Genomic DNA, 17,550 nt, shown 5'->3' on the forward strand with positions numbered 1-17,550 from the left:
CGCTGAGCTGGCGGTCAAATCGGCGGGCTTGCGCCCCGGCATGGGCAAGATCCAGGCGCGCGGCACGGGCCTGATCCACGAGGCGCTGCGCGCGCTGACCGGCGCCAGCACCGAAGCGGAGGTGCGCGCGCTGCGCCACAAGCTGGGCGTGCGGCCGGTGTTCAAGCGGATCGACACCTGCGCCGCCGAATTCGCCGCCAAGACGCCGTATATGTACTCGACCTACGAGGCGCCGAGCTTTGGCGCGCCCGAGGATGAAAGCGAGCCGAGCGACCGCAAGAAGATCGTCATTCTGGGCGGCGGGCCGAACCGGATCGGGCAGGGGATCGAGTTCGACTATTGCTGCGTCCACGCCTGCTACGCGCTGAGCGAGAAGCACGGCGGTCCCTCCGCGAAGGATGGGGGCGGCTTCGAGACCATCATGGTCAACTGCAACCCCGAGACCGTCTCTACCGACTACGACACGAGCGACCGTCTTTACTTTGAGCCCTTGACGCTTGAAGATGTGCTGGAAATCGTCGACAAGGAAAAGCCTTTGGGCGTGATTGTTCAATATGGCGGTCAGACGCCTTTGAAGCTGGCGCTGGATCTGGAGAAAAACGGCGTTCCCATCATCGGCACCTCGCCCGACATGATTGACGCAGCGGAAGACCGTGAGCGTTTCCAGAAGCTGTTGCATGAGTTGAAACTTCGTCAGCCACCCAATGCGACTGCGCGGACCGAACCTGAAGCGCTGGAAAAAGCGGCAGCCCTCGGTTATCCCTTGGTGGTGCGCCCCAGCTACGTGCTAGGCGGCCGAGCCATGGAGATCGTGCACGAACAGCGCGACCTTGAGCGCTACATGCGTGAAGCGGTCAAGGTCAGCCATGATTCACCGGTGCTGCTGGACCGCTTTCTCAATGACGCGATCGAATGCGACGTCGACTGCATCCGTGATTCCTCGGGAGTTACCTTCATCGGTGGTGTCATGGAGCACATTGAGCAAGCGGGCGTGCACAGTGGTGACTCTGCCTGTTCGCTGCCGCCGTACTCTTTGGGAGCGGAAACAGTGACGGAGATCAAGCGCCAGACAGCGGCCATGGCCAAAGCGCTAAACGTGGTGGGACTGATGAACGTGCAGTTTGCCATTCAGCACGTGGATGGCAAGGACGTCATCTATGTGCTGGAGGTTAATCCGCGCGCGTCCCGCACCGTGCCATTTGTGAGCAAGGCTACGGGTATCCAGCTGGCCAAAGTTGCGGCGCGCTGCATGGTGGGCCAGACCCTGGCCTCTCAAGGCGTCACGCAAGAAGTCACGCCTCCGTATTTCAGTGTCAAGGAAGCCGTGTTTCCTTTCGTCAAATTCCCGGGCGTGGACACGATTCTCGGCCCCGAGATGAAATCCACTGGTGAGGTGATGGGTGTCGGCAAAACCTTTGGCGAAGCGTTCGTCAAGTCGCAACTGGGTGCAGGCACCAAGCTGCCAACGTCAGGCAAGGTATTCCTGACCGTCAAGAACAATGACAAATTGCGGGCGGTTGAAGTGGCTCGCGCCTTGATAGCGCTCAAGTTTGAGCTGGTCGCCACCAAGGGCACTGCTGCGGCCATCACGGGCGCGGGCATTGCCTGCGGCGTGGTCAACAAGGTCACCGAGGGCCGGCCTCACGTTGTGGACATGATCAAGAACAATGAGATTGCGCTTGTCATCAACACGGTTGAAGAGCGCCGCAACGCGATCGCAGATTCTCGCCAGATACGCACCTCGGCGTTACTAGCCCGGGTTACTACGTTCACCACCATCGCAGGGGCAGAAGCAGCAGTGGAGGGGATGAAATACCTCGACAACCTGAGCGTTTACTCGATTCAGGAGCTGCACGCCCAGCTGGCCTGAATCCGGACAAGTACCGGGTTGATGGTTGAGCATTTGCATTAAACTTGAACCAGCATAAATACGCCGCCGCCAGGTGACTGGTGGCGGTTTCGCTTTTGGAGCACAGAAACCATGGCAACACTTCCCATTACCAAAAAGGGCGCAGAAAAGCTCAAGGCTGAACTGCACCAGCTCAAGACTGTTGATCGCCCCTGGGTCATCAATTCGATCTCCGAGGCGCGTGCTCAGGGCGACCTTAGCGAGAACGCGGAGTACGACGCCGCCAAAGATCGTCAGGGTTTTATTGAGGGACGTATCCAGGAGATTGAAGGCAAGCTTTCGGCTGCGCAAATTATTGATCCGACCGAGGTGGATGCCGGTGGCAAGGTGGTGTTTGGCTCGACCATTGAACTTGAAGACGAGGACACCGGTGACAAGGTGACTTATCAGATCGTGGGCGAGGACGAGGCCGACATCAAGCTGGGCAGGGTCAACATCAGTTCACCGATTGCGCGCGCGCTGATAGGTAAATCCGAAGGTGACACGGCCGAGGTGCAGGCTCCGGGCGGGATCAAGCGCTACGAAATCATTGCGGTGATGTATATCTAAATCTGCTGCATGAAGCCACGTCTGAGCCTTCTGCTGGCCGCCCTGTGGTGGGGCAGCCTGACAAGTCTGGGATTTCTGGTTGTGCCACTTCTGTTCACTCATATGAGTGGCCCTGCGGCGGCTGGCGCAATCGCCGCCAAACTGTTTACTGGCCAAACCTGGTTGAGCGTGGGCTGCACCATGCTTCTGCTGATGGCTTTGAATCAAAAAGAGTCATCCGCCACTTCTTTACAAGCGCAGACTGCTATCAAATTCATAGTGGCTGGACTTTTTCTCGCCGTGTTGGTGGAGTTTGGCGTTGCGGCGCGCATTGTCAATGCGCGCGCTGAGGGAGGCAATCTCAAACTTTGGCACGGCATCGGCAGTGCCATGTACTTGCTTCAGTGGGTGTGCGCCGGGATGGCCTTGTGGCGTCTGTCTGGCGATACGCGCACACCCTGATTCTGTTGCGAACCTGCAGGCGGGTGACGGGTTGCTGACGGGACATACCCGCTGCGGGAATCCCCCCTTATCGCATTTCCTCTGACATCCTAAGCTAGGGATACTCAGGAGAACATGCATGTCGATTCGCATCAAATTTCAGCGGGTTTCTTCCGCCAGGCCCACCATCAAATCCCTTTTAGCCGCGGCCCTCTTTACAGGCGCAACGGCGGTATGGGCGCAGGGCGCGGCAGTCCCCGCGAGCAACCCGCTCAGGATTGGCGTGATTGGCCCCTTGACGGGGGCATCTGCCGATTTCGGAGTGCCGATGTTTAACGGGGTTCAACAGGCCGTCGACGAAATCAACGCCGTGGGCGGGTATCTGGGTCGCAAGATCGAGCTTGTAAAAAAGGACGACCAGGCCAATCCCGACGTGGGGCTGAAGATGTCGCAGGAGCTCGTCGCAGAGAAGGTTTCGGCCACGATTGGCTTTTGTAACACCGGCGTGGCCGCAAAGTCGCTTGATGTGTTTCAGGGCAATCAAATGCCCCTCATCATTCCCTGCGCAACCGGGTCCCCGCTCACGGCTAAGTTTCCGGGGCCCGACAGTTATGTTTTTCGCACCTCGGCCAAGGACGCCATTCAGGCGCCATTCGTGGTGGAGGATATCGTCAAGCGCGGCTGGAACAAGGTGGCTGTTTTCGCAGACACCACCGGATACGGTGACGCCGGGCTCAAGGACGTCGAAAGCGCCCTGACTGCCAAGAAGCTGCAGCCCGTTTACGTTACTCGCTTCAAGCTGGGCGTGACCGATCTGACGGAGGAATTAAAAGCCGCGCGGGCCGCGGGTGCCAATGTTGTATTCAGCTACACCGTGGGCCCTGAAAACGCAGTCATTGCACGCGGCCGGCAGGCCCTCGGCTGGAAAGTGCCGCAGGTCGGCGCCTGGCCTTTGTCGTTCCCGTCATTTGTTGAGGGCGGCAAAGAGGCGGCAGACGGCGCGCTGATGGCGCAGACATTCATTGCCGAGCCCAGCAACGAGCGCAGGGCTTCATTTCTGACCGGTTACGCTCGTAAATTCAATGTGAAAAAAATTCCGGTACCAATGGCTGCAGCGCAGGGCTATGACGCCATGTACATCCTGGTGTATGCGCTGCTGGGCATCCGTGACGGCAACCTCAGCGGACCAGCCATCAAGAGCGCTTTAGAAAATAAAAACCGGACTTACTACGGCGTTGTGGCAACTTACGATCAACCCTTCAGCAAACAAGACAAAGACGCCATCTCCGCCAACATGCTGGTGATGGGGCAGGTCAAGAATGGCGCTGTGACCTTTGCCTATCCGGAAGACGCCAAACGCAACCTGTTCGTGCAGCGTAAACAGTAGAGGGGCAACGGCGGGCTCGCTCGGGATTGGTGGCGGGCCGGGACTTCGAGCCTGTTCCGCTCCCTTGGGCCGTCATACGATCCTGCTCATAAAACATGTAAGCCGGATCGCGATGGCGGAGAGGAGCGTCTCAGTCAGTGCTCGTCAAAGCACTTCACTCGCAAAATCCGCCAACCGCGACCGCTCACCACGCGCCAGCGTGATGTGTCCGCCGTGTGGCCAGCCTTTGAAGCGGTCTACCGCGTAGGTCATGCCGGATGAGCCTTCGGTGAGGTAGGGTGTGTCGATCTGTGCAAGGTTGCCCATGCAGATGATCTTGGTGCCGGGGCCGGCGCGGGTGATCAGTGTTTTCATCTGTTTGGGCGTCAGGTTTTGCGCTTCGTCGATGATCACGTATTTGTTGAGGAAGGTGCGGCCGCGCATGAAGTTCATGCTTTTGACTTTGATGCGTGAGCGGATCAGCTCGTTGGTGGCGGCACGCCCCCACTCGCCGGAGCCGCTGTCGTTTTTGCCCAGCACTTCGAGGTTGTCGTCGAGTGCGCCCATCCAGGGGCCCATTTTTTCTTCTTCGGTGCCTGGCAAGAAGCCGATGTCTTCGCCTACGCTCACTGTCGCGCGGGTCATGATGATCTCGGTGTAGCGCCGGTCGTCCAGCACCTGGGTCAAACCGCTGGCCAATGCCATCAGTGTTTTGCCGGTACCTGCCGTGCCGGCCAGGGTGACAAAGTCGACCTCTGGATCCATGAGCAGATTCATCGCGAAATTTTGTTCGCGGTTGCGGGTGGTGATGCCCCACACCGCGTTTTTGAGATGGTTGTAGTCCTTCAGGGTTTTGAGGACTGCAGTTTTGGCGCGGATTTCTGTCACGCGTGCATACAGCGGTGGTTCGCCCGGTGCTTCAAAAAAGACAAACTGGTTGATCAGCAGGCTGCCGACAATGGGGCCGGTGATGCGGTAAAAGGTGGCGCTGCCTTGTTGCCAGCTTTCGATGGTTTTACTCTGGCGGGTCCAGAAGTCAAGCGGCAGGGCGAGCGAGCCGGAATAGAGCAGGTCGCCGTCTTCAAGTGTTTTGTCGTTTTGGTAGTCGTCAGTGGCCAGGCCCAGGGCACGCGCTTTGACGCGCATGTTGATGTCTTTGGACACCAGTACAACCTCACGCGGTGCATGCTCTTTGCGAAGTGCCTCAACCACGCCAAGGATCTGATTGTCTGCCTTGCCCTGTGGCAAGCTCATGGGCAGCGAATAATCGAGTACCTGGGTTTGGAAGAAGAGGCAGCCACCAGCCTCACGGTGACCCGTGGTGTCAAGCTTCAGGCCTTTTGCGATGTCCGTGGTGCCGGCCAGGGCGTCCAGTGTGCGGCTGGTCTGGCGGGCATTGCGCGCCACTTCGGTCATGCCCTTTTTGTGACCGTCCAGCTCTTCAAGCACGATCATCGGCAAAAATATGTCGTGTTCTTCAAAGCGGAAAAGACACATCGGGTCGTGCATCAACACATTGGTGTCCAGCACAAACAGCTTGGTCGGCCCGGTGTGTTTTGGCTTTTTGGGTTTGGGTGCTGCCTGTGGACGGGCAGTCTCCGAAACGCTACGCTTTTGATAGCTGTCCGCGTCCGATTTGCCTGGGCGGGAGGTCTCTTTGTCTACATAAGCCGAAGGGGCTTCTGTCTCGCCGCCGGTGCGGGTGTCAAACAGTTCCAGCGCGGGTGGGGTGCGGGCCTGCTCGGCTTGTTCCGTCTTTCGAGCAGCTTTGGAGTGCGATCGGGCCGGCGCATCGAAAGCGTCGGTGGAGAGCAAAGCAGCGCGTTTGGTCGGGGCGGGTGGCAGGGGCATAGTGCGTGGGGCTCACTTTGTAGAGGTTCAAAAAGCGAAAAAGCCGCCTGGAGGCCAGGGCGGCTTTTTCGGTGGGCGCAGTCGCTAGGGTCAACAGCATGAAGTCACTATACACGACTCCCATGAAGGCAAACCTGCTGCTAAAGAAGCTTTTTACACAGCCTTTTTCTGGGCTTTAACAGCCTTGAGTACGTCATCAACGTGGCCCGGAACTTTCAGGCCGCGCCACTCTTCCTTCAGGGTGCCGTCTGCGCCCACCAGGAAGGTGCTGCGCTCAATGCCCTTGACCTTTTTGCCGTACATGATCTTGTTTTTGACAACACCAAACATGTGGCACATTTTTTCTTCGGTATCGGCAATCAGCTCAAAAGGCAGCTCGAGCTTGGCCTTGAACTCGTCGTGGGACTTCATGTTGTCGCGCGAGACACCGAACACGGTGGCGCCGGCTTTGACAAAGTCTTTGTAGCGGTCGCGAAACTGCATGGCTTCTGTGGTGCAACCGGGGGTGTTGTCCTTGGGGTAGAAGTACAGAACGACGACGTGGCCAAGATGGGTTTGGTTGGAAACCTTGACGCCGCTGGTGGCGTTGGCTTCAAATTCGGGGAGAGGTTTGTTAACGACGACTGCCATACTGCTTGGACCCTGACGATAGTAGTTGTAATTAGCCGTTGGCTCTGGCGATGACATTCATGGGGTTTAAAACCCGAACGTCGTACCAAATGCAACCTTCGATTTTACCCTGAAAGCGTCACCCCGTCATTGGCGAGTCAGGTCCTCGTGCTCAATCAGCAGGGCGGCCATAACCTTTCTTCCCTCTCCGGCCAGGATGTTGTAGGTGCGGCAGGCGGCCAGTGTGTCCATGGTTTCGACGCCGATGCGTTGGGCCATCAAACTGCGCAGAAAAGCGGGCGGCGGGAAGCGCAGGCGCGCACCGCTGCCAAAAATCACCAATTCGGGTTTGGCCTCTGCCAGGCGGGCAAAGTGCTCCTCGGTAAGGTCCTCAAAACGCGGGCATTGCCAAGGGAATTTCTCGCCGCGGGAGCCAATCACGATGCTGTGAGAGATTTTTTCGGCCACGCCCTGACTTCCCAGACCTATCCAGCCCGGTCCATAGCCAAGAATGGATTGAACGTCAAAGTGGTCAGGCTGAAGTTTCATGCGGTGTCGGGGAGGGGAAAGGCGGCCGGCGGCCCGTGAAATCACGGGTTTATGTGGTCAAATTATAGATTCCGCTCAGGTTTTACGAGGTAAGCCGCGCTTACTTCTGGTTGCAAGTTCGTTGGTCAGCATCTGCTGCCCGGGGCTCTTGCCTAAATTTTTCAAAGTTTTATGAAACCTATTACCAAATCTGCGAAGTTGGCCAATGTGCTTTACGACATCCGTGGGCCGATCATGGATGCCGCCAAGCAGATGGAAGAAGAAGGGCAAAAGCTCATCAAGCTCAACCTTGGCAACCTGGCGGTGTTCGGTTTTGACGCGCCTGAGGAAGTGCAGCAGGACATGATCCGCAACCTGCCGAATTCGGCAGGTTATTCGGACAGCAAAGGCATTTTTGCCGCGCGCAAGGCGGTGATGCACGAGACCCAGAAGCAGGGCGTCAGGGGCGTCACTCTGGACGACATCTACCTGGGCAACGGCGCCAGCGAGCTGATCTCGATGGCCACCAACGCGCTACTGGACAACGGTGACGAGCTTCTGCTCCCGGCGCCTGACTACCCTTTATGGACGGCCAGCACCAGCCTGTCGGGCGGTACGCCGGTGCACTATTTGTGTGACGAAGAAAACGGCTGGATGCCGAACCTGGCCGATATTCGCGCACGGATCACGCCTAAAACCAAGGCCATCGTTGTCATCAACCCCAACAACCCGACCGGGGTACTGTATTCAGATGAGTTGCTGCTCGGCATCATTGCGATCGCGCGCGAGCATGGGCTGGTGATTCTGGCTGACGAGGTGTATGACAAGGTGCTGTATGACGGCGTTAAACACACCGCGCTTGCGAGCTTGTCGACCGATGTATTGACGCTGACCTTCAATTCGCTGTCCAAAAGTTATCGCTCATGCGGTTATCGCGCAGGCTGGCTGGTCGTGTCTGGGCCCAAGAAGCAGGCGCAAGACTACATCGAGGGCCTCAACATGCTGGCCAACATGAAGCTCTGCTCCAACGTGCCGGGCCAGTGGGCGATTCAGACCGCGTTAGGCGGTTACCAGAGCATTAATGACCTTACCTGTGAAGGCGGCCGCCTGCGCCGCCAGCGCGATCTGGCTTATGAGCTGATCACGGCCATCCCCGGTGTGAGCTGCGTCAAGCCTAGCGCTGCGCTGTACATGTTTCCCAAGCTGGACCCCGAGGTCTACCCCATCACCGACGACCGGCAGTTTTTCCTGGAGCTGCTCAAAGAAACCAAGGTGATGCTGGTGCAGGGCACGGGCTTTAACTGGGCCGCACCTGACCACTTTCGCATTGTGTTTTTGCCGCATGAGGAAGACTTGCGCGAAGCCATTGGCCGCATCGCAAAATTTTTGGAAACCCGAAGAAACCCGCTGAAAGAAGTAAGAAGAGCATGACATCGACGAATCTGAAACCCATCAAGGTAGGTCTTCTGGGTATAGGCACAGTGGGTAGCGGCACTTTCAAAGTGCTGGAGCGCAATCAGGAAGAAATTCGCCGCCGTGCTGGACGGGGTATCGAAATTTCCATGGTGGCAGCGCGCAATGTGGAGCGTGCCCGCAGCATTGCCGGTGCAGGCGTGACGGTGGTTGGTGACCCGTTTGCCGTGGTCAACGACCCCGACGTGGAAATTGTTGTTGAGGTCATGGGCGGAACAACCGTGGCCAAAGATCTGGTCATGCAGGCCATTGCCAATGGCAAACATGTGGTCACCGCTAACAAGGCGCTGCTGGCAACCTATGGCAACGAGGTCTTTGCCGCGGCGCAGGACAAGGGCGTAATGGTTGCCTTTGAGGGTGCGGTTGCCGTGAGCATCCCCATCATCAAGGCGCTGCGCGAAGGCCTTTCGGCCAACCGTATTGAATGGGTCGCCGGGATCATCAACGGCACTACCAACTTTATCCTGAGCGAAATGCGCGACAAAGGTCTGGACTTTGGCGTGGTGCTCAAGGAAGCGCAGCGGCTCGGTTACGCCGAGGCGGATCCGACGTTTGATATTGAAGGCGTAGACGCCGCTCACAAGGCCACTATTTTGTCGGCCATCGCCTTTGGCATACCCGTGCAGTTTGACAAGGCGTATGTCGAAGGTATTGTTCAGTTGGCAGCGGCTGACATCAGCTACGCCTTCCAGCTGGGCTACCGCATCAAGTTGCTGGGTATTACCAAGCGCACCCAAAACGGCATTGAGCTCCGCGTGCACCCGACCTTGATTCCCATCAAGCGCTTGCTGGCCAATGTTGAAGGGTCCATGAACGGCATCATGGTGAAAAGCGATGCGGCAGGGATCACGATGTATTACGGCGCCGGTGCTGGTTCAGAGCAAACTGCATCAGCCGTCATTGCCGACCTGGTTGACGTGACGCGCCTGCACACCGCCGATGCTGCGCAGCGTGTGCCGCACTTGGCCTTTCAACCCGACGCCATGAGCGACATGCCGGTGTTGCCCATGAGTGAGGTGGTCACCAGTTACTACCTTCGGCTCAATGTGGCTGATCAGGCAGGCGTGCTGGCCAAGGTCACGGGCATTTTGGCTGAGGCTGGCATCAGCATTGATGCGATGTTGCAGCGCGAAGCTGATGAAGTGGGCGGCGAGGGTTCCACCCACACCGACCTCATCATCCTGACGCACGACTGCGTGGAGGCCAAGATGAATGCGGCCATTGCGCAGATGCAGGCGCTACCCACCGTGCTGTCGCCGATCACACGCATACGCAAGGAAGAACTCGCCTGATGAATCGCCCCCACGTTCACTTCGTTCTCTGCCCCCCGAGGGGGCGTTCGTTTTCCTTCGGGCGGCCGGGCGGACACTCATGAAATATGTTTCCACCCGCGGCCACACCGACCGCAAGCACTTCTGCGAAATCCTCCTCGAAGGCCTGGCGCCCGATGGCGGCCTGTATTTGCCCGAGGTTTATCCGCAGGTGGATGCCGCCACGCTGGAAAGCTGGCGCGGTCTGCCCTACGCGGCGCTGGCGTTTGAAATCCTTTCGCTGTACATCGACGATATCCCGGCAGCGGATTTGAAAGCGATCTGCGAGAAGACCTACACCGAGGACGTTTTTGGCAGCAAGGAAATTGTTCCGCTGCGCATGCTGGAAGACGGCGTTTACCTTGAGGCCCTTTCCAACGGCCCAACGCTGGCCTTCAAGGACATGGCCATGCAACTGCTGGGCAATCTGTTCGAATACGAACTGGTGCGCCGTGGTGAAGAGCTCAACATCCTGGGCGCAACCAGTGGCGACACCGGCAGCGCAGCCGAGTACGCCATGCGCGGGAAAAAGGGTGTACGGGTTTTTATGACCTCGCCGCAAGGCCGCATGAGCCCGTTTCAGCAGGCGCAGATGTTCAGCCTGCAAGACGCCAATATCCACAACATTGCGATTGAGGGCGTGTTTGACGATTGCCAGGACATCGTGAAAGCCGTGTCCAACGACTTGGCTTTCAAGCGCAAGTACAAGATCGGTACGGTCAACTCCATCAATTGGGCTCGGCTTGTCGCCCAGGTTGTCTATTACTTCGCAGGCTACCTACAAGCGACCCAGGCTTCGACAGGCGCAGCCCTAACCGAGGTTCAAAAAGTCAGCTTCACCGTGCCCTCGGGCAACTTCGGCAACGTTTGCGCTGGCCATGTGGCGCGCATGATGGGCTTGCCGATTGACAAGCTGGTGGTGGCCACCAACGAGAACGATGTGCTGGATGAATTTTTCCGCATGGGCGTGTACCGCGTGCGGGGCAGTGCTGACACCCACGAAACCTCCAGCCCGTCGATGGATATTTCCAAGGCGTCCAACTTCGAGCGCTTTGTGTTTGATCTGGTTGGCCGCGATGCAAGCCGCCTGGCCGACCTGTTTGGGACACAGCTTGCCGCGCAAGGCCGGTTTGATTTGAGCGGGGATGCCGCTTTTCAGGCTGCGGCCCAGCGCTACGGGTTTGTCAGCGGCAAGAGTACCCATGCCGACCGGCTGCAGACCATCCGCGATACCTTTGCCCGCTTCGGCATGATGATAGATACCCACACCGCCGACGGCCTGAAGGTCGCTCGCGCGCATCTGCAAAGTGGTGTGCCCATGTTGGTGCTGGAGACAGCCTTGCCAATCAAGTTTGCCGCGACCATCGAAGAGGCTCTGGGCTGCATGCCGCCCCGGCCGGCAAGATTTGAAGGCATTGAAAACCTGCCCAAGCGCGTCACGCTTTTGGCGGCCGATGCGGAACTGGTCAAAAGCTTTATCCGCAGCCGTGTGAGCTGAGTTGTGAGTTAAATCGGCATTCTGCCCTTTGTTCGCGGTAATAATTTGCTATGCAATTTATAGCGATTCAGGATCGGTGAAAAGAAACTTATGAACGTGGTTGCATTTGCCGGCTATTCCGGTTCGGGTAAGACGACTCTGGTAGAGAGCCTGATTGCGGCGCTCAAGCTGCGCGGTTTGCGGGTGTCGGTGGTCAAGCACGCGCACCACAGCTTTGACATTGATTACGCGGGCAAAGACACTTACAGGCACCGTGAGGCCGGGGCCTTTGAGGTGGTGGCCGCGTCAGACAAGCGGCTTGCGCTGATCCGTGAGTTCGAGCTTCCCACCTCACTGTCCGTGCACCATCTGATCGCAGAGCTGTATGACGGCGTGGACTGGGTGCTGGTAGAGGGCTTCAAGGACAGTGACCTGCTCAAGATCGAGGTGTGGCGTGCGCCTTCGGCCGAATACGCCGGCAAACCTGCCCGCTACCCGGACGATGATTTTGTAGTCGCCATTGCAACCGATGCGCCGGACCAGTTGCCGCAAGCCACCCTGCGCCCAGTGCTGGATTTGAACGACCCTGACGCTATGGCCACCTGGTTGATTGAAAATCAGGAGCGGTTTGTTTACCGCTCCGAGCACTATGCATGAACACCCCTCCGGCCATCGCTGCAACGTCTGTTGCCCGTCCCCCGCTTAAGTCGCTGGACGACGCGCTGGCGCAGTTGCTGGCTCATGCCGCACCACTGGCGGGCGCGCAAACTGTTTCAACTTTTGATGCCGATGGCCGTGTGCTTGCAGAGTCCGTGGTCTCTGCGCTTCAGGTACCGCCCGAAGACAACAGCTCCATGGACGGTTATGCCGTGCGGTCTGCCGATGTGATGCAAGCGTGCGCAGAGCTCCGCGTGTCGCAGCGCATCGCGGCCGGCGCCGCCGGTGTTGCGCTGGAGCCGGGCACCGTAGCGCGCATCTTCACCGGCGCGCCGATTCCGGCACACGCTGATGCGGTGGTGATGCAGGAAGACTGCGAAATCCTCGAAAACAAACCCGGCTTTGTGCACATTGCAGCGCAACCTCGGCTCGGTCAGTGGATCCGCCGCGCGGGAGAGGATGTAATGCGTGGCAGCATGGTGCTCTCAAAAGGAGAGCGCCTCACGCCCGCAGCGATTGGGCTGGCGGCCAGTATTGGCATGAATCAGTTGCTGGTGGCCCGCAAGCCGCGGGTCGCGCTGTTTTCGACGGGTGACGAGCTGGTCATGCCGGGCGACGTGCCTCCCGCCGAGATGCGGCCTGGCGCCATTTACAACTCCAACCGTTTCTTTTTGCGAGCCATACTGCTGCGCATGGGTTGCGAGGTCAATGACTTTGGCATCGTGCCCGACCAGCGTGAGGCTACGCTGGAGGCGCTGCGCAGTGCGAGTGCCTCCAGCGATCTGATTTTGACGAGCGGCGGGGTTTCCGTTGGTGAGGAAGACCACATCAAGCCCGCGGTGCAGCAGCTGGGGTCGCTTGATCTCTGGCAAATCGCCATCAAGCCCGGCAAACCATTTGCGTATGGCAAGGTTGGGCAGGCGCACTTCATCGGCCTGCCGGGCAACCCGGTTTCCAGTTTTGTCACTTTTCTGGTGCTGGTGCGGCCTTTTCTGCTCAAGCTGCAGGGTGCCACTGATGTGACGCCGCGCCCGGTGGCCATGACGGCGCATTTTGACTGGCCCCGGGCCGACAAGCGCCGCGAGTTTTTGCGGGTACGGCGTAATGGGTCGGGTGGACTCGACCTGTTTGCCAACCAGAGCTCTGGCGTGCTGACGTCCGCCGTCTGGGGCGATGGGATCGTGGACAACCCCGCTGGCAAATCCATTCAGCGTGGAGATGTTGTGCAGTTCATCCCGTTTTCGGAAGTGATATGAAAGTCACCATCAAATATTTTGCATCCGTCCGAGAGGCCATAGGGCAGGGCAGCGAGTCGCTGGACACTACGGCTGCCACGCTTGGCGCCCTGCGTGACGAGCTGCTCGCCCGGGGACCCGCCTACGCAAGCGGCCTGGCCCGAGGCAAGGCCGTTCGGCTGGCACTTGATCAGGTCATGCGTGATGAGTCCGCACCTTTGACAGAAGGCTGCGAAGTGGCGTTTTTCCCGCCGGTGACGGGTGGCTGATATGACCGCTCGCGTCAGCATCCAGACCGGGGATTTCAACCTCGCGGATGAAATCAGTGCGCTACGAAAAGGCGATACGCGAGTCGGTGCGGTTTGCAGTTTTGTTGGCACTGTCAGGGACCGCAATGATGGCTCCGCCGTCAGTTCGATGGAGCTTGAGCACTATCCCGGGATGACCGAAAAAGCCATCGAAGCGATGATTGACGAAGCGCACAAGCGCTTTGACATTTTTGCGGCGCGTGTGATTCACCGCGTGGGCCTGCTGCAACCGCTGGACCAGATTGTTCTGGTGGCCGTGACATCTGCGCACCGCGGCCAGAGTTTTCAGGCTTGCGAGTTTTTGATGGATTACCTCAAGACCCAGGCACCGTTCTGGAAAAAGGAGCAAACGCCGGAGGGCGCGCGCTGGGTTGATGCACGGGTCAGCGACGACGCGGCGTTGGCCAAATGGGGTATTCAAGGCTCCAACGCCTAGGCCCCCGGCGCTGTGCGCTCAATTCAGGTATTTGGGCTTGGACAGCTCTGCAGCCAGTTCTGCGGCCTCGGTGTCCGGTGCTGCTTCAACGGCAGGGTCCACGTGGGTCATGGGCACCTGCAGCCAATGTGATGTCATCAGACTCTGGTGCAGCAGATGGAGCAGGCCGTTGCTCAGCTGTGCATCCATCGTCACCTGAAAATTACGAGTTTCGGCCTTGCCAGGCAGCTTTTCAAGCAACTGCAGATGAAGCTGGCCGCTGTTCATCAGGGTAACCTTTACCTCGGTCAGCAGCAGCGGTTCGGGCGTTACTTTGGCGGTGGTTTGCGCCGCATGAGGAGGCGGCTCCTGGTAGGGAGTATCGAAGTCCCCAGTCCTTAGGGCGGCTTCTTTTTGAAACGCGGTCAGCATCTGGAACCGCTGGTCTTCCAGACTGGTGGCCAAGGCGTCTGGACTGGCGATTTTTCTCATTTGCTCATTCGCGGTCTGGTGCAGGGCCGGCAGCAGGGCCAGCGCCAGCCGCCGCGTTAGCCAGGCGCGCAACTCATCTCCGTCCTTGCTGTTGATGCGGATCATCAGACGGTCCTGTTCCTGGACATAGCTGACGGAGACCTGATGAATGTTCATGGTGCCATTTTAGTCCGCCGCCTGTTTCCCGAGTGCTTGATTTCTATCAATCCGTAACGGGGCCAGGCTGTGCATAAAGGGAGGTGCTAGACAAGGACTATTGAAAAGGCCACGCTCCGGCCCCAGATCTTCAGCAATTAAATTCACCAGGGGACGCCATGCGCCAGGACAAACTCACCACCAAATTTCAGGAAGCGCTGAGCGACGCACAGTCGCTCGCGCTTGGCAACGATCACGCCTACATCGAGCCTGTGCACGTGTTGGCAGCAATGCTCGCCCAGGAAGACGGTCCCAAGGCCTTGCTGCAGCGGGCCGGAGTGAATGTGACCGCCCTGCAAACCGCCACGGAAGCCGCCGTGAAAAAAATGCCAACTGTGCAGGGCCAGGAGCAGGTTCAGGGCAGTGGCGATTTGGGAAAGCTGCTGCAGGCTACAGAAAAAGAGGCGCTCAAGCGAGGTGACCAATTCATAGCGGCAGAGCTCTTTTTGCTGGCGGTTACCGACAGCAAGGGCGAAGCCGGGCGGCTAGCCAAAGAAGCCGGATTGACCCGCAAGGCGCTCGAGGCAGCAATCGAGACCGTCCGCGGTGGCCAGGGTGTAGACAGCGCCGATGCCGAGGGCCAGCGCGAAGCACTCAAGAAATACTGTCTGGACCTGACCGAGCGCGCCCGCATGGGCAAACTGGACCCGGTGATCGGCCGCGACGATGAAATCCGCCGCGCCATTCAGGTGCTGCAGCGCCGCACAAAGAACAACCCGGTGCTGATTGGCGAGCCTGGCGTTGGTAAAACCGCGATTGTGGAAGGCCTGGCCCAGCGCATCGTGGCTGGCGAGGTGCCGGACTCTCTCAAGGGCAAACGGGTGTTGTCTCTTGACATGGCGGCACTGCTGGCCGGTGCCAAATTCCGCGGCGAGTTTGAAGAGCGACTGAAGACCGTGCTCAAGGAGCTGGCCAAGGACGAAGGCCAGACCATCGTTTTTATCGACGAGCTGCACACCATGGTGGGCGCCGGCAAGGCCGAGGGAGCCATGGATGCGGGCAACATGCTCAAGCCCGCTCTGGCGCGCGGCGAGTTGCACTGCGTAGGCGCCACCACGCTGGACGAGTACCGCAAATACATCGAAAAAGACGCTGCCCTGGAACGCCGCTTCCAGAAGATTCTGGTGGGCGAGCCTTCGGTGGAGGCCACCATCGCCATCCTGCGCGGACTGAAAGAAAAGTACGAGTTGCACCACGGCGTGCAGATCACCGACCCGGCCATCGTGGCCGCGGCAGAACTCAGCCACCGCTACATCACCGACCGCTTTTTGCCCGACAAGGCGATTGACCTGATTGACGAGGCCGCCAGCAAGATCAGCATTGAGCGTGACTCCAAGCCCGAAGTGATGGACAAGCTGGACCGCAGGCTGATCCAGCTGCAGATCGAGCGTGAAGCCGTGCGCCGAGAGAAGGACGAGTCTTCGCAAAAACGGTTCGGTCTGATCGAAGAAGAAATTGGCCGGCTGCAAAAAGAAATCTCTGACCTTGACGAAATCTGGCAGGCTGAAAAAGCCCAGGCGCTTGGCTCCAAAGACGTGATGGAAGAGATTGACCGTATCCGCTTCCAGATTGAAGAGTTCACGCGCAAGGGCGACTTCAACAAAGTGGCGGAGCTGCAATACGGCAAGCTGCCCGACCTCGAAAAACGCCTCAAAGAAGCGCAGGACAGCGAGGCCGCACCGCACGCCAATGCCGCACCCAAGTTGCTGCGCACGCAAGTGGGCGCTGAAGAAATCGCCGAAGTGGTCGCCCGGTCCACCGGCATCCCGGTGAGCAAACTGATGCAAGGCGAGCGCGATAAATTGCTGCTGATGGAGGGCAAGCTGCACGAGCGTGTGGTCGGCCAGGCTGAAGCCATAGGCGCGGTGGCCAACGCCATACGCCGCTCGCGCTCGGGTTTGAGCGACCCAAATCGGCCGACCGGGAGCTTCCTGTTCCTTGGCCCCACCGGCGTGGGCAAGACTGAACTCTGCAAGGCGCTGGCTGGATTCCTGTTCGACAGCGAAGACCATTTGATCCGCGTTGACATGAGTGAATTCATGGAAAAGCACTCGGTCGCCCGCCTGATTGGCGCGCCGCCCGGCTACGTGGGTTACGAGGAGGGCGGCTACCTGACCGAAGCCGTGCGCCGCAAGCCGTATAGCGTGCTGCTGCTGGATGAAGTTGAGAAGGCGCATCCGGATGTGTTCAACGTGTTGCTGCAGGTGCTGGATGATGGCCGCCTGACCGACGGCCAGGGCCGTACCGTGGACTTCAAGAACACCGTGATCGTGATGACCAGCAACATCGGCTCACCCATCATCCAGACCATGGTCGGCCAGCCGTATGAAGACGTCAAGGAAGCGGTTGAAGGCGAGCTCAAAAACTACTTCCGCCCTGAGTTCCTGAACCGCATCGACGAAACCGTGGTGTTCCATTCGCTCGACGCGAAAAATATCGAGTCGATTGCGCGCATCCAGCTGCGCACGCTGATCGAGCGTCTGCAGAAGATGGACCTGAACATGGAAGTGTCGGAAGCGGCGATTGCCGAACTGGCCAAAGTCGGCTTCGACCCGGTCTTCGGCGCCCGGCCGCTCAAACGTGCGATCCAGCAGCGGATTGAAAACCCGCTGTCCAAGCTGCTGCTCGAAGGGCGCTTCCTGCCTAAAAGCACGATCCCGGTCGATGTGGACCCGGTACGCGAACCCGGCGTGTTCAAGTTCGACCGCGCCACGCCCTGAGCCTGGGCTTTGGAGGCGGCGCGGGTTGCTATTGAA

The 17,550-nt window shown here is 58.8% G+C and carries 16 protein-coding genes; 12 read left to right on the top strand and 4 right to left on the bottom strand.

What is annotated here, in order from left to right; all coding sequences use genetic code 11:
- From carB to VE934_RS00265, 4 genes are all read left to right on the top strand, one after another.
- On the top strand, nt 1-1,870 hold a 1,870-nt coding region (gene carB / locus VE934_RS00250; protein ID WP_324883131.1), incomplete at its 5' end, for a carbamoyl-phosphate synthase large subunit.
- Between the two features lie 111 nt (nt 1,871-1,981).
- Nucleotides 1,982-2,458 carry a transcription elongation factor GreA gene (gene greA / locus VE934_RS00255; protein WP_324883133.1) on the top strand — a complete coding sequence of 159 codons (477 nt, stop codon included), beginning with the start codon at nt 1,982-1,984 and terminating at the stop codon, nt 2,456-2,458.
- A gap of 9 nt (nt 2,459-2,467) precedes the next feature.
- Nucleotides 2,468-2,899 carry a DUF4149 domain-containing protein gene (locus VE934_RS00260; protein ID WP_324883135.1) on the top strand — a complete coding sequence of 144 codons (432 nt, stop codon included), beginning with the start codon at nt 2,468-2,470 and terminating at the stop codon, nt 2,897-2,899.
- Nucleotides 2,900-3,017: 118 nt separating this feature from the next.
- Nucleotides 3,018-4,265 (top strand): ABC transporter substrate-binding protein, encoded by a 1,248-nt coding sequence (locus tag VE934_RS00265; protein WP_324883137.1) that lies wholly within the window; start codon nt 3,018-3,020, stop codon nt 4,263-4,265.
- A gap of 144 nt (nt 4,266-4,409) precedes the next feature.
- On the opposite strand, the gene VE934_RS00270 is transcribed toward VE934_RS00265, so the two are convergent.
- The 3 genes from VE934_RS00270 to VE934_RS00280 all read right to left on the bottom strand — a co-directional run bounded on the left by VE934_RS00270 (nt 4,410) and on the right by VE934_RS00280 (nt 7,253).
- On the bottom strand, nt 4,410-6,095 hold the full coding sequence (locus VE934_RS00270) for a PhoH family protein (RefSeq protein ID WP_324883139.1): 1,686 nt from the start codon (nt 6,093-6,095) through the stop codon (nt 4,410-4,412).
- 153 nt (nt 6,096-6,248) lie between these two features.
- A complete protein-coding gene (locus VE934_RS00275; RefSeq protein WP_324883141.1) occupies nt 6,249-6,725 on the bottom strand; it encodes a peroxiredoxin in 477 nt (158 codons plus the stop codon).
- Nucleotides 6,726-6,851: 126 nt separating this feature from the next.
- Nucleotides 6,852-7,253 (bottom strand): Mth938-like domain-containing protein, encoded by a 402-nt coding sequence (locus VE934_RS00280; RefSeq protein WP_324883143.1) that lies wholly within the window; start codon nt 7,251-7,253, stop codon nt 6,852-6,854.
- Between the two features lie 171 nt (nt 7,254-7,424).
- Here VE934_RS00280 and VE934_RS00285 point away from each other — a divergent pair, with 171 nt between their 5' ends.
- From VE934_RS00285 to moaE, 7 genes are all read left to right on the top strand, one after another.
- Nucleotides 7,425-8,663 (top strand): pyridoxal phosphate-dependent aminotransferase, encoded by a 1,239-nt coding sequence (locus VE934_RS00285; protein WP_324883145.1) that lies wholly within the window; start codon nt 7,425-7,427, stop codon nt 8,661-8,663.
- Between the two features lie 11 nt (nt 8,664-8,674).
- Entirely contained in the window at nt 8,675-9,997 is a 1,323-nt protein-coding gene (locus tag VE934_RS00290; protein WP_324883331.1) for a homoserine dehydrogenase, read from the top strand.
- A gap of 79 nt (nt 9,998-10,076) precedes the next feature.
- Complete coding sequence (gene thrC, locus VE934_RS00295; RefSeq protein ID WP_324883147.1) at nt 10,077-11,513, top strand: threonine synthase; 1,437 nt, start codon at nt 10,077-10,079, stop codon at nt 11,511-11,513.
- Nucleotides 11,514-11,603: 90 nt separating this feature from the next.
- Nucleotides 11,604-12,149 carry a molybdopterin-guanine dinucleotide biosynthesis protein B gene (mobB, locus tag VE934_RS00300; protein WP_324883149.1) on the top strand — a complete coding sequence of 182 codons (546 nt, stop codon included), beginning with the start codon at nt 11,604-11,606 and terminating at the stop codon, nt 12,147-12,149.
- The gene (gene glp, locus VE934_RS00305) at nt 12,146-13,405 is read left to right on the top strand and encodes a gephyrin-like molybdotransferase Glp (protein WP_324883151.1); all 1,260 of its coding nucleotides are present in this window, start codon (nt 12,146-12,148) and stop codon (nt 13,403-13,405) included. Before mobB ends, glp begins: the two co-directional genes overlap by 4 nt.
- On the top strand, nt 13,402-13,653 hold the full coding sequence (moaD, locus tag VE934_RS00310) for a molybdopterin converting factor subunit 1 (protein ID WP_324883153.1): 252 nt from the start codon (nt 13,402-13,404) through the stop codon (nt 13,651-13,653). The genes glp and moaD overlap by 4 nt, the downstream gene beginning before the upstream one ends.
- Before the next feature lies 1 nt (nt 13,654).
- Nucleotides 13,655-14,128, top strand: coding sequence for a molybdopterin synthase catalytic subunit MoaE (moaE, locus tag VE934_RS00315; RefSeq protein ID WP_324883155.1), 474 nt, complete (start codon nt 13,655-13,657; stop codon nt 14,126-14,128).
- An 18-nt stretch (nt 14,129-14,146) separates the two neighbouring features.
- On the opposite strand, the gene VE934_RS00320 is transcribed toward moaE, so the two are convergent.
- On the bottom strand, nt 14,147-14,755 hold the full coding sequence (locus tag VE934_RS00320) for a hypothetical protein (protein ID WP_324883157.1): 609 nt from the start codon (nt 14,753-14,755) through the stop codon (nt 14,147-14,149).
- Nucleotides 14,756-14,913: 158 nt separating this feature from the next.
- On the opposite strand from VE934_RS00320, the gene clpB reads away from it, so the two are divergent.
- Entirely contained in the window at nt 14,914-17,514 is a 2,601-nt protein-coding gene (clpB, locus tag VE934_RS00325) for an ATP-dependent chaperone ClpB (RefSeq protein WP_324883159.1), read from the top strand.
- Nucleotides 17,515-17,550 lie beyond the last annotated feature (36 nt).

Origin of the sequence: Polaromonas sp. (assembly GCF_035638815.1) — a bacterium.
In the GTDB taxonomy this organism is placed as follows: domain Bacteria; phylum Pseudomonadota; class Gammaproteobacteria; order Burkholderiales; family Burkholderiaceae_C; genus Polaromonas.

What these genes read in the sequence shown, in the direction of transcription:
- greA (WP_324883133.1), top strand. Translation starts at nt 1,982, where the DNA reads ATGGCAACACTTCCCATTACCAAAAAGGGCGCAGAAAAGCTCAAGGCT.
- VE934_RS00260 (WP_324883135.1), top strand. Translation starts at nt 2,468, where the DNA reads ATGAAGCCACGTCTGAGCCTTCTGCTGGCCGCCCTGTGGTGGGGCAGC.
- VE934_RS00265 (WP_324883137.1), top strand. Translation starts at nt 3,018, where the DNA reads ATGTCGATTCGCATCAAATTTCAGCGGGTTTCTTCCGCCAGGCCCACC.
- VE934_RS00270 (WP_324883139.1), bottom strand. Translation starts at nt 6,095, where the DNA reads ATGCCCCTGCCACCCGCCCCGACCAAACGCGCTGCTTTGCTCTCCACC.
- VE934_RS00275 (WP_324883141.1), bottom strand. Translation starts at nt 6,725, where the DNA reads ATGGCAGTCGTCGTTAACAAACCTCTCCCCGAATTTGAAGCCAACGCC.
- VE934_RS00280 (WP_324883143.1), bottom strand. Translation starts at nt 7,253, where the DNA reads ATGAAACTTCAGCCTGACCACTTTGACGTTCAATCCATTCTTGGCTAT.
- VE934_RS00285 (WP_324883145.1), top strand. Translation starts at nt 7,425, where the DNA reads ATGAAACCTATTACCAAATCTGCGAAGTTGGCCAATGTGCTTTACGAC.
- thrC (WP_324883147.1), top strand. Translation starts at nt 10,077, where the DNA reads ATGAAATATGTTTCCACCCGCGGCCACACCGACCGCAAGCACTTCTGC.
- mobB (WP_324883149.1), top strand. Translation starts at nt 11,604, where the DNA reads ATGAACGTGGTTGCATTTGCCGGCTATTCCGGTTCGGGTAAGACGACT.
- glp (WP_324883151.1), top strand. Translation starts at nt 12,146, where the DNA reads ATGAACACCCCTCCGGCCATCGCTGCAACGTCTGTTGCCCGTCCCCCG.
- moaD (WP_324883153.1), top strand. Translation starts at nt 13,402, where the DNA reads ATGAAAGTCACCATCAAATATTTTGCATCCGTCCGAGAGGCCATAGGG.
- moaE (WP_324883155.1), top strand. Translation starts at nt 13,655, where the DNA reads ATGACCGCTCGCGTCAGCATCCAGACCGGGGATTTCAACCTCGCGGAT.
- VE934_RS00320 (WP_324883157.1), bottom strand. Translation starts at nt 14,755, where the DNA reads ATGAACATTCATCAGGTCTCCGTCAGCTATGTCCAGGAACAGGACCGT.
- clpB (WP_324883159.1), top strand. Translation starts at nt 14,914, where the DNA reads ATGCGCCAGGACAAACTCACCACCAAATTTCAGGAAGCGCTGAGCGAC.